The organism is Halobellus sp. GM3, from assembly GCF_052545375.1.
On record NZ_JBQWLT010000008.1, the window covers coordinates 127,869 to 139,048 of the forward strand.

Below are 11,180 nucleotides of genomic sequence, written 5' to 3' on the forward strand. Positions count from 1 at the left end.
CAAACCGATTTCGTCGATTTTCCCCGACTCAGGGCGAAAACCAACAGACAGCACACGAATTGTGAGCGAATGATCTCCCTCCCGTATCCAATACTATGTAAAATCACTCCGGAGGTGTCGAATGGAGCGATCTGGTTGGTTGATAGCCTGTCTAAAACGCTTTGCGCACGTGCGCTAAGTGCTGACGCTGAAGGAGTGTTAGAAAAGGCGGATTCTGACGATAGAGCTCCCATACTGCTGATGCGCGTCACACGCGAATTTTGCGCGAAGTTGCGAGCACTCGAAACCCCCGCAAACCCGGTGATTTCGCTTTGAACCTCAAAATGCCGTTTTAGAGCCTCTAAAACGCCTTGAACGCGCGCACTAAGTGCTGACGCTGAAGGGGCGTTAGAAAAGGCGGATTTGCGGGGTACAGCGTCCGTACTGCTCGTGCGCGTCGTGCGCGGACTTTGTGCGAATGCGTGGATGTGACTAGTCGAGATCATCGAGGAGATTTGGAGCGCCGACGAACGTCCACTTACCATCTTCACCCCAGATGGCTTCGGTGAGCTTCTCGTAGGTCCGCTTACTTCTCTTGGGGGGCAGTTCGTCGATCCGGCCAGCATTTGCGAGGGCTCGAGTGATATCCCATGCGACTGATAGATTGGGCACAATCCAGATTTTCATCTCGACGTCGAACCTGTTGAAGTCGTCATAGTGCTTGACCATCAGCGAGGGATGGACGTTTGAGATGACCTCTCCAATAATGACGGGATCTTTGCCATCGTAGCCGACCACGTCTGGCTTCACATCAGTCCCGTGAAGTGGCGTATATTTTTTAACAAAATAGTGATTGTTCGGGTCACGGGCGAGTGTGCGAGCGAACGCCTCTACCATCACCTTGTGGTAGGTCTTCTCGTTCACATCGCCCTGATCTTCGCCGGTAGCGACCTTCGCTCCACACGCTCGCTGGCCGTCGCGAGTCACAGTGTAGTAGACCCGCAGATTTTCGGTCCGCTTCTCGAGGTAGCCGAGTTCGATGAGCTTCTCTTCGTCTACCTCATCAAACTGATTCTTTATCCTCTCCATCGAGTTCACAACGTCGTAGGCAGGGTGGTTGCCGTTGACTGTGGTGACAATCGCGGTCAGGAAATGGCGTTCTTCAACTGTCAGACTCTTATCTATACCTTCTCGAGTCTCTCTATCCTTTTTGTCGGCACTCTCAGTGGCGTTCTCGTTGGGGGCATCAGACGCACTCTGATCGTCTGTATTGTCGGCACTTGTTCCCCTCTCCTCGTCGGTGTCTGCATCGTCGGTTTTGGACGGATCCTCGGAGCTAGGGTCAACTCCACCGTAGAGAAAGCCGTCAACTCGATCTCCCAGATTACTGTCTCCTTCATCAGCTGATCGTGGAACCCCGCCATCGGTCTCGTTGTCATCGTTCGTCTCTCGCGGCGGGCGGCGTGAACCGAGATCGTCTGTGAGGTCGTCTGCGGGAACTCGACTAGCTCCTGATTCGGCCTGTTCGCCGTGCTCGTTCGATCGGGGTTGTCCCTCTGTGCTGGGGGTGTTTGGACTCCCCGTGCCGAGTTGCGTCTGAGGGTTGGACCCAGTCTTCTTGCCTTCGCCGTTTGCGTCTCGGTTCTCGCCGGACACGCCAATCTCGAAGTCACGATTCTGGCTATTTTCACTACCGTTGATGCCGCGTCTGTGTTCGGCTGAGAGCTGCTCGTCGGAAGCGTCGGTGTTGCTTCCGGGTAGCAGGCAGTGGTCACGCCGCGTTGTACGGGTAATTTCTGCGTTGATGTCGCTGAAGACATGACCCTGCGTCGACACGGTCTTGTTGATCACGGGGTTGTCAGAATCGCTGTGACCGTCGGGGATATCGACGGGGAGCATCGTCACGATTTCGGGGATATCGGTCATGAACCCGGTGTCAGGGAGTTGAGCGACCCATTCTCCACGCGGGAGCGACGTGATCCGGTCGACGAGTTCCTCGTCCTCGATGCCTTCGTGGAACAGCGTCATCACGAGCTCGTCGTCGACGGCGAGTTTCCCGATGAGTTTCGTATTGATGTTCCGCAGAATTTCCTTGTACGAGGAGACGTCGAGGGCATCGGCCTTGACCTGCTCTGCGAAGTGGACGATGACTTCGAGGGAGAGACCGAATTCACGCCCGTCAGGAATCATGTCGTCGCGTACCAGTTCGGACTGGAGCATCGCCGCAGCTTCGTCGATGATGAGGTTGATAACGTATCCATCCTCGACCGGCGGGGTGTTCCTGAGTCGATGACGGAGACGAGCGCCCGACCAGATGTAGTCGAGCAGCATGAAGGTAAACAGATTGCTCGAGGCGGGCCGGAGGTCACCCGTATCGACGAGGACGACCTTCTTCGAGGCGAGGACGTCCTGGATGTCGAACATCGGCGATTGGTTGGCGTAGCAGCCCTTCTCGCCGTTCCACTCGGGAACGAAATTGAGGACACGCCAGACAAAGCTCCGCTCAGCGAGCTTCGTGATGCGGTTCATCACAGCATCGATCGACGTTTGGAACCGCTGCTCGTCGGCGTGGAGATGCCGCGTGAGAGCGAGGCGAAGCGTCCGGTCGCTCACTTCGGGGAGTTGCCCCTGCTGCATCTCGTAGGCAACCTGGAACAGGTCTTGGATGGGCCATGCGTCCCGGCCGTACACGGGGTCGAACATCGCCTTGATGAGGTTGTTGAGGATCTCTTGGGCGACGAACGCCTGCTGGGTCATTTCTCGGCCCAGCACGTACACGAGGAGTTCGTTGTAGCGGTCAACTTTCTCTTGGACGGCGACCGTGCGTGAGACGCCGGCAGCGAGTTGCGGTCGAATGTCGAAGTACGGGAAAGCAAGCACCTCGTCGTTCGGCCCCGGGACGGGGACGTGGAGGACGTCATCGAGGTTGCCGAATTGCTTGAAGTGTGCTTTCTTGTACTCGTCGGCCATCGTCCCACCTTTCCGGTCGAAGACGAAGATGGGGCCGTCGAACGATTGATAGGCCGACAGCGCATCGTTGACCATTGCGGTTGTCTTCCCGCCGCCCGTCGTCGCTGCGCGGAGAATGTGGTGCGTCAGCTGCTCTGCACTGAGACGGATGGGAATGTCTCGCCGGTTGTCGACGGCGGTCTCGGCGTATCCAATGTGCATTCCGTAATCGTACTGCGAGAGCAGGTCTTCATCTGTTGCCGTGAGTGGCGATCGAGCGTCGGGTGACCCGCCCGATGACCCACGCGAGGCTCGCGGGAGGGCGTCCGTGTGCGGGACGACGACGAAGTTCGCGAGTTCGTCGGGAGAGGCACAGATGAGTGGGTCACCTTTACTGAAGCGCCCGGTAAAACCGCTGATGCTGGCCTGACGGGCGTGGCACAGGCGGGCGAACTCTTTATTGTTGAACCCGAGGAGTTCCCCCTCGATGCCATAATATGGCCCCGAGAGCGACGTGAACGCGTTTGAGATACTCTGGACAGTCTGTTCGTCGCAAGCAGCTCGGAGTGTGAGGTCGAACGTTGTGGTGGGTTGTTTGCGGTCGATCTGTTCCATCCGCGACCCCGTGATCTTGTCATCATCGCCGGCGCTGACGGACCCTCCGACCTGCTCGGAGATGTCTCCACGGTGGATGTTTCGGCGTTCCTGGTCGGATGTTCCAAACATCTGCCGGGCAAACTCGTTTTTAAACGCGGAGAGCGTCCCGTGGTTGCCCATTTTGAGGTTCCGCTTGTGGGTTTCAGCCTCACTAGTCCAGTTAGAGCGTGGCCTGAAGGTGGCCTGGAAGATGAACGGATCGTCGGTGTGGACGGCCTGCTCAAGGAGCACACTGAGCGGCGAGCGATACTGGTCGTCGCTGTCGATAGCCAAATCGCTGAACGGCCGAAGCAGCGTCATCCAGTCGTCTTTTTTTGAGGCAATGCCTTTCCACCGGACGAGCGAGGGACGCTTCTCTTCACGGACTTCCTCGGGACGGAGCGGAACGCCTTCCCTGACGAGCTGTTCTTCAGCCTGCTCGGAAGAAAGATCATGCCCGCTTCCAATACTATGATCCACAAAAACCTCGGGGTCCTCGAAGCCAGCGAGGTTCTCGAGGTCGATAATGTCGTCGAGCGAGGCGATACGTCGCCCGCCAACGCGGGCGTTCCCGTCTTCTGAGTCAAACGCCGCGACGGGGTTGAACGGGACGATCTCGAACTCGAAGGACTCGGGATACATCGCGGCGACGTTTGCGGCGAGCGTCTTGAACGCAGTCGCCTCGTAGGGCGTCACGGAGATATAGAAGTCGAATCGCTTCGTGTTCCGCGGCTTGTGGATGATAAACTCAAAGGTCTTCTTGTAGTCCTTGATGCCGAGGCTGGCTTTGAGATTGAACCGCGAAGTGCTCGTCACGCCCGCCCGGTACAAGCCAAAAAGCCCCGCGATGACGTTCCCGGGTGTGACCTGCTCACGGGCGGGTGAGATGTGGATATATGGCCGGGCTTCGATCGGATCATTGAGTTTCTTTCCCGGCCCAGTCGTGCCCTTGACCTCGTAGGGAGTGAGTTGCTCCTCACGCTCTTCGTTCTCCTGATCGACCTCGTTCTCGGTCGGAGGGACGCGGTCAAAGTTGGTCGGTTCTTCCTGATTCTGAGTGGGGTGGTCCCGTCCCGATTCGGTCGAGTCTTCTCCGCGCGTTGACGACAAAGAGTTGATGCGATCGTGGAGGGTGTCCTGTTCATGATCGTCCCGATTGGGGTCCGTGGATGGGGGAGTCATTGGCCCACCATCTTCTTGCGAGTAGACACACCCCTCCGCCGACACTGTACAACGGTCGAGTGCGTCCCAACCCATCGGGCGATTCGGTTAGATAGGCACACTATTGGACTGTTTGTTGTCATTTTGGATTGTGTTGTGTCGTTTGATTCAGCCGCTACTGGATTGTGACCTAATTCTCCCCACAATTGGAAATTCGGACACGAGCGGCGAGCGGGGAAGGCGTCCGTACCGTCTAGCCCGTCTAGACGGTTTACGGGGTGGCGATCCACTCCAAGACAGCCACGAAGATCGTGACGCCGAAGTAGAAAATCGTCATGCTCATTCCACCAATCATGAGCCACATCCCGTTCTCAGCGCGGTCGGAGTTTTTCCGGGCAGTGAACCACACGATCGCGCCAAAGGCGAGAGCCACGAGGCCAGCGTACTTCAGAACGAGCAGGACGGTGTCGTATAGATTGGTCATGATACCCTCGAAATCGGCTGGGGGCCCACTCTGCGCGGCGACTGGATCCACGAAAACGACTAGGACGAGGATTCCCAAGACGAGGGATGTGCTGTGCTTTCTCAGGAGTTTCTTTGTTCGGAGGGTGCTCATGTTACCCACCGGGAAGAGGTGAGAATCTATTATAAAGAAGAGTAGACTACATCTAATGTGGCAGATGTAGAACGGCGGTTTCAGGGTGTCAACGGGCGGGATTACGGGGGTTTTCACCGGAACAGTTATGTGGTTACCAATAGCACACCTAATTGTTGGACTTGGAACACCCTCCAGTGCCTCCTTGTCCATAGGTGATTGCAGTGCCAACAAACAGCTCCAAGCCCACCTCGAGTGATAACACCGACCGCGACCCCGAGACGACGATCAACATCTGCCTCCACCGGGATACGCATACGCGGTTGACCGCCTACAAGAACGACAACCCCCTGATAGAGAAGTCGTACGACGAAGCGATCAACGAAATCCTTGAAAAAATCGACTTCCCACAGGCTGAAATGATCGAGAACAAGTACCTTCCGTCAATGTCCGACGCACATCCTAGCGACTCAGACTGAGACGAACGACCCACCTACAACATGTTCTTTTTCACGCTGGTTTCCTTTCCCCACTGACGTAGCACGGTATTACGGAGAGCTGGCCGTCGGGCGGCGTTTCGAATTGATCGGGACATCGTTGTGAGGGCCGCTACTGGAGGCTATCGATATCCCACCTGTTTCGGTGCGCGGGGGGCCCCACCGGAACTCGACGGTATCACCGACGTCGATGCCGTTCTCGGTGGTCCAGTAGTAGGGGACTTCGAGGACGTATTTCGACTGGCCCCGGTACTCTGTGAGGGGATCCCTGTTTTTGAGTTCAGCGTGGTGGATCACGGTGATCCGCCCCTCCTTGTCGATAAAGATGATATCGATGGGGAAGGCCATGTCCCGCATCACGTAGGTGCGTTCTCGTTCTGTGTCGTGGAGAAAAATCATCCCGTGACCATCTTCGAGGGAGTCAGTATTCGAGAGGCCGGTGTATTGTTCTCGCCATGTGGCGGCGACATTTCCCTCGACGGACGCGAGGTAGTCGCCGCTCTCATCGTAGATGGTCGCAGTCCCGTAATCGGGAGAAGTCAGGTCTGCGTGAACAGTATAGCCGACCCATACGACCATCGGTACGAAAACGACGATGAGGATAGCGATGACCCAGGGGTTCTTGAGACGGTCAACAATTCGCCGAGCGATTGTGTCTTCAGGGAGCAACGGTTGGTTCGTGGGGCCGTACTCTTCTTGCTCCTGATCAAATCCCTGTTCTTGCCTGCGGTCGAGATTTCCATCACAATCTCTTCCGGCGTCCGGGCGTTGGCCGTTGCCGGTCATAGCAAAATCCACGCGAAAACGCTGAACACGTTGCCTCCGATGCTTCCACCGATGAGAGTAAGCCCCATTACGATCCCACGACGGCCGCGAGACTCGGCACGCGAATCGCGGCTGCCGAACGCCCACCACGTCACACCGATGATGAATAAGACGAGGCCAAGGCTGTGGAGGACGATGCTGAGAGCGGTGGCGAGCTGGGAGAGGTTGCTTTCGTGAACGCCGGTCACGGCGCCGTAGGGCCACCCATCCGGGAGGAACTTGCTTCCGAGGATGAACACGAGAACCTCGTAGATGACGTCGATAGCGACGATCGCTATGTAGCCGGCTCCGCCACCGACGGCCATCCCCCGGAAGCGGGCCATCGCTCGAGGACTTTTCGCGTAACCCCACCAGCCGATGATACCGATGACGAGCGCAATGAGGGTTCCGTAGCGCCCGATAATGGTCGCGATTTCGAGGATTTCGATTGCGGGCTCAGTAAATTCACTAACCTTGCTCATCCTGATTTCCCCTTGCTGGTGCGACGACGCATCCGCACCCACCACACGGCGAAGATCCCGAGGGCGAGCCACTCGACGAAGATGAGAACATTACTGATTGATGCCGAGATGTATTCCCCGACTGCGCCAACGGCCTCGAAATCGAGGGGTGAGGGCGGCAGGATATAGAGGAGTCGGTCACCCTTGTAGTAGGGGTCGCCGGGTGACCAAAACACGTCGCCGTCGTAGCGAGCGCGGAGAACCGATCCGTCCCACGCGATCTTGGCACGGCCATTATTGTCAGTCGTAACCGTCGATGTCGTTCCGTCATCTTGGGTGACAGTGATTTCCTTATTTTTGATGGAGTTGCCGTCAGTGTCCGTGAGAACGAGGACGCCATCGTGATCCGCGCCGGTAGATGAGACATTAACATCTGTCATCTGGAGGACGGTTGGCTCGTATGGTTGGCTATAGACTTCGAGCTGGTCTTCGCCGGAGACTGTCTTCCCGTCGAGTGGAGCACCGAACGGATTCGAGGCGTCGACGGTGACAGCTTCACCTGTGTCGAGGTCACTCGATCTGACGTCGATGACGTGATGTGTGTAGAGGTCGGTCGGCTGATCGTTATCGGGATCGTTGACGTTGGCAGGAAGTGGTGCTCCCGGGAGCGTCGTCGAAACTTGGCTATCGACGGTTTTCGTGTATCCCCATACTTGGTTGTCTTCACCCTTCTGTGGGAAAGCGGCGGTGACGTTGGCGACGCCTGTCTCGTAGCGGTAGATGGCAGGCCAGCGGTCGTTGTGGGTGTGCGTCGCGTTATGAGAGGTTGACCCGCCTCCGGTGAGGACTTCTACCTCGTCGTTGCGGGAGATACCGTAGAACCGCCACGGAGAGGTGAGGTGGATGGTTTTGTTGTCGATATTGACACTGATCCTTCTCCAGGGGTCGCTCGGGAAGTCTTGATTGCCCTTCCACCTCACGGCGAGGCGGTCGTGACCAGCGCCGTCGATGTGAGCGACATCGATCTCGAGATTCGGGGAATCCCAGTCCGTGATGGTGACGGGGACGCTGTATTTCGTCGTGTGAGTGTTCGTGCTCACACTCGTTCGCGACCATTCACTGCACTTCGAGCTGGTGACACCCCACCGAGTTTCGACTTCGCTGGTGACTTCGAGGGTCGCCGTCAGGGTGTATTCCCCTCGAGGATATTCGAGATTCTTACTCGATATAGATTCAATCGCGATCCAGGTTACCTTACCGAATCGGTTCCATTCGGACTCGCCCGTGAATCCGGGACGATCGAGTCGGACGGACGTGACGTTCGCCGTCGAATTGAGGAGATCGTATTCGGCCCACTCGGTCTTCGGGTAGGTGTGTGAGTGAGTACTGTTTCCGTGCGTGTGCGATCTCGTACACGTTGCACTTCGACTGAAATCCGCTGGGGCAACGGCTCGGTGATCATAGGGAACGTACGCACCTCGGGTTGGGGTCGACCCGGAAACGTATCTGTCACGATACCAGGCACCGCCAAAGAGGTCGTTGATGCCGACCCATGACTCGCGGACTGTATTGAAGTCACTCTGCCCCCATTTTCGGGACATACTCGCGCCGCTCGAGGTGGGGTAAAGCTCCCTGCCGTTCATTTTCGGGATGGCGATCCGATCTGAGTCCTGTGCGTACTTCGTGTATTGTTCGGCCGCGTGGAGGTTCCGTGAGATGATGCTCTCGTGCTTGGCCTGGTGAACGAGGGCGTCGTCAGGGTTTGAGACGTAGAGTTCTTCCGCGTCTGGATCCCATTTCACGTCGGCGTTATAGACGGGCCGCCACTCACCGTACTGGTTAGTAGCACGCACGAACCACTCACCGTCGTTACTTTTTGGCCCGTCGTAGGTGTTCTTCTCATGCACGTTGATGAATTGCGTTTCTGTATAGAACGGCATGCTGGAGTAGGGTTTCCACTCATCCTGGATGGGAATCGCGTTGTAATCGGAGAGGTCCGTGATGTAGACATCGCTTGTTGTGGAATACCGAAGCGATTGCGAGGGTGACAGTGTAGCCCGCCCGAGGTCGACTGGGTAGGCCGGGTAGTCGTTCTCGAAGTAGCCGGTGTAACTGACATCCGCGGGATCGACATCCACGTCGTTGTTCGCGAGGACACGATAGGTTTCGTCGTAGGTATTATCGACGCCAGGCTCGGGACTCGGAATGTCATAGATTGGGCCGATACCTGCAGCGTAGACAACGGTGACGGGTGCGATCACGAGGCTGGTCGCTAAAAGTACCGTCACGAGGATGCGGAATCCGTGTGACCAGCCCCGGAAAGCGTTCGCGGTGGCCTTCATCCCCACACTAGTTGTGGTAGTGAGTTTCGCTGCACACGCGGCGTAGAAGGCGTATATACGTCCTCTAAGCCTATCGGCCCAACTGTCCTCGTGTACCGATCCAGTCTCTCCGTCCCGACGTGAATCAGCCTGAGAGGACATAGTGAATCAGGCTGATGAAGATCGGGAAGGCGAACCCAATGATTGTGAGGACGAACCCGGTTGTTGCCATCGCGAACCCTCGACGGCGGTTGTTGATGGACGGGCTGATGAAGTACGCAATTATGCCGATGACAAGCGTGATAAGACCCGTCCACTTGAGTGCGCTCCCGACCCAACCAGGGAGTGTAACAGCGGCCTTTAGATCGGAAATAAGTGTGCTGAGGTCGGGGCCACTCTGGAGTGGGATAACCGATGCCTGCTGTGTGTGGGTGTCGGTATACAGGAGTACGCTCGCCGCAGTATCAACGACAGGATATAGGAGGGGACCGTGGCTGTACCCGACGAGTTCTGCTAGTATACGCGTGAACGTGGAGATGGCCCGATACCCTCCGAGTGGTACGAGTGGGCCGGTGATTTCTCGAATGTATGATCCCGTAAGATAGGCAACATCGGTACTTGCCGACAGTACTCCACCGACGGGAATGAGCCAGTTGATAAACAGTTCAAGCGCCTCTAGTTGGAGGGGGTTCATGAGATGGTGTTCTGTCATCGCCAGCGGTGCCGACGACGCTTGGAGTGGCTAATCTGAGGCTATCTGCGACTAAATATTCTCTTTACTCACACCCTCCACATGCGCTACATTCACCACAGTTGTTGTAGATTTGAAAAGTCCTTAACTGCCTGCTGCTTATGACGGCTGATGGCAAGTCCTGCAAAAATCCAGTCGCTCACCGGTACGTTGAGTGATGGCTCGCCCCTCCAGGACGAGCGCGAGTCGCCTGCACGTGACGATACGTGCGAGGGTGACTGCGTCTGTCCGGTGAGCTCCAAACAGGGCCCTTCCTCTAGCCTGGAAATGCGAGCACCCTCCCATGCCTGAAATTCAAGTCGACTGGTACTCTCGGGAAGAAGCTGACCGCCTACGCGATCTCCGTGATCGGCACGGGATGATATGGCGCGGCGTCCTCCTTGAGGGAGCCAAACACGCAGAAAGTATAGACCTCCTCAAAGCCCTCGTTGAGTTACACCCAGAACTCGCATACTCTCGACCGGGTGACCACGCTGGCGTTTCTGCCGAGAGAACAAATGTCACCGAGCAACTGCACGAGCAGATTCGCGAACGGCAACGTGCTCGCTCAACGACCGAAATCCCACTGTCTGGTTTCACAGATACGGATATGGACGCTAACGCGAACGGCAGTAGTGACGTCGATAGTGAGGGCAACCGTGACGATGAGGATGCCGGGCACTTTGACGTGAGTGCTGCCGTCGCTCAGGTGCAGGAGAATCGTACCCCCTCTTCCAACCATGTGCAGCGGTCGGTTGCGGCCGAACGTACCCGGGAAAGAGAATACAAACGTTGGGATGCCCAAGCGGCACAGGCCGCCGAAGGCGGCGAAACACTTCACCCCGCGGACGCACACGAGGATGTCGAAGATGTGCTTCGACACCCCGGCGACCGCGACGAGTGGGATATCGTCGACCCGCGCTATGATTACGAGGGCTACGCTGACGAATACGGCGGTGATTTTCGATGAGTCGGCCGTCGAGTCCCTCGGACTACAATACGCGAATCAATATCCCATCTCAAGAGGAGTATGAATGGTTAGACTCG

Annotated in this window: 8 protein-coding genes; 2 read left to right on the plus strand and 6 right to left on the minus strand. The window is 56.9% G+C overall.

Features of this window, described 5'->3' with window-relative positions:
* Window positions 1-471: 471 nt before the first annotated feature.
* Both ACT3HL_RS13685 and ACT3HL_RS13690 read right to left on the minus strand, forming a co-directional pair.
* A complete protein-coding gene (locus ACT3HL_RS13685; RefSeq protein WP_256309281.1) occupies window positions 472-4,746 on the minus strand; it encodes a hypothetical protein in 4,275 nt (1,424 codons plus the stop codon).
* Between the two features lie 250 nt (window positions 4,747-4,996).
* Complete coding sequence (locus tag ACT3HL_RS13690; RefSeq protein ID WP_120083793.1) at window positions 4,997-5,533, minus strand: hypothetical protein; 537 nt, start codon at window positions 5,531-5,533, stop codon at window positions 4,997-4,999.
* An 11-nt stretch (window positions 5,534-5,544) separates the two neighbouring features.
* Between ACT3HL_RS13690 and ACT3HL_RS13695 the strand changes: the two genes are divergently transcribed.
* Entirely contained in the window at window positions 5,545-5,799 is a 255-nt protein-coding gene (locus tag ACT3HL_RS13695; protein ID WP_112077717.1) for a hypothetical protein, read from the plus strand.
* Window positions 5,800-5,868: 69 nt separating this feature from the next.
* Here the strand turns inward: ACT3HL_RS13695 and ACT3HL_RS13700 are convergent, their stop codons facing one another.
* The 4 genes from ACT3HL_RS13700 to ACT3HL_RS13715 all read right to left on the minus strand — a co-directional run bounded on the left by ACT3HL_RS13700 (window position 5,869) and on the right by ACT3HL_RS13715 (window position 10,115).
* Window positions 5,869-6,603, minus strand: a complete 735-nt coding sequence (locus ACT3HL_RS13700; RefSeq protein WP_112077718.1) for a DUF192 domain-containing protein — start codon at window positions 6,601-6,603, stop codon at window positions 5,869-5,871.
* The gene (locus tag ACT3HL_RS13705) at window positions 6,600-7,103 is read right to left on the minus strand and encodes a hypothetical protein (protein ID WP_445087337.1); all 504 of its coding nucleotides are present in this window, start codon (window positions 7,101-7,103) and stop codon (window positions 6,600-6,602) included. Before ACT3HL_RS13705 ends, ACT3HL_RS13700 begins: the two co-directional genes overlap by 4 nt.
* A complete protein-coding gene (locus ACT3HL_RS13710; RefSeq protein WP_445087338.1) occupies window positions 7,100-9,424 on the minus strand; it encodes a hypothetical protein in 2,325 nt (774 codons plus the stop codon). Before ACT3HL_RS13710 ends, ACT3HL_RS13705 begins: the two co-directional genes overlap by 4 nt.
* 124 nt (window positions 9,425-9,548) lie before the next feature.
* Complete coding sequence (locus tag ACT3HL_RS13715) at window positions 9,549-10,115, minus strand: hypothetical protein (RefSeq protein WP_445087339.1); 567 nt, start codon at window positions 10,113-10,115, stop codon at window positions 9,549-9,551.
* Window positions 10,116-10,437: 322 nt separating this feature from the next.
* On the opposite strand from ACT3HL_RS13715, the gene ACT3HL_RS13720 reads away from it, so the two are divergent.
* On the plus strand, window positions 10,438-11,103 hold the full coding sequence (locus ACT3HL_RS13720) for a hypothetical protein (RefSeq protein ID WP_251331494.1): 666 nt from the start codon (window positions 10,438-10,440) through the stop codon (window positions 11,101-11,103).
* The last annotated feature ends 77 nt before the right edge of the window (window positions 11,104-11,180 follow it).

Coding starts and splice junctions, on each gene's coding strand:
- ACT3HL_RS13705 (WP_445087337.1), bottom strand. CDS start 7,103: ATGAGCAAGGTTAGTGAATTTACTGAGCCCGCAATCGAAATCCTCGAA.
- ACT3HL_RS13715 (WP_445087339.1), bottom strand. CDS start 10,115: ATGACAGAACACCATCTCATGAACCCCCTCCAACTAGAGGCGCTTGAA.
- ACT3HL_RS13685 (WP_256309281.1), bottom strand. CDS start 4,746: ATGACTCCCCCATCCACGGACCCCAATCGGGACGATCATGAACAGGAC.
- ACT3HL_RS13690 (WP_120083793.1), bottom strand. CDS start 5,533: ATGGACAAGGAGGCACTGGAGGGTGTTCCAAGTCCAACAATTAGGTGT.
- ACT3HL_RS13720 (WP_251331494.1), top strand. CDS start 10,438: ATGCCTGAAATTCAAGTCGACTGGTACTCTCGGGAAGAAGCTGACCGC.
- ACT3HL_RS13700 (WP_112077718.1), bottom strand. CDS start 6,603: ATGACCGGCAACGGCCAACGCCCGGACGCCGGAAGAGATTGTGATGGA.
- ACT3HL_RS13710 (WP_445087338.1), bottom strand. CDS start 9,424: ATGAAGGCCACCGCGAACGCTTTCCGGGGCTGGTCACACGGATTCCGC.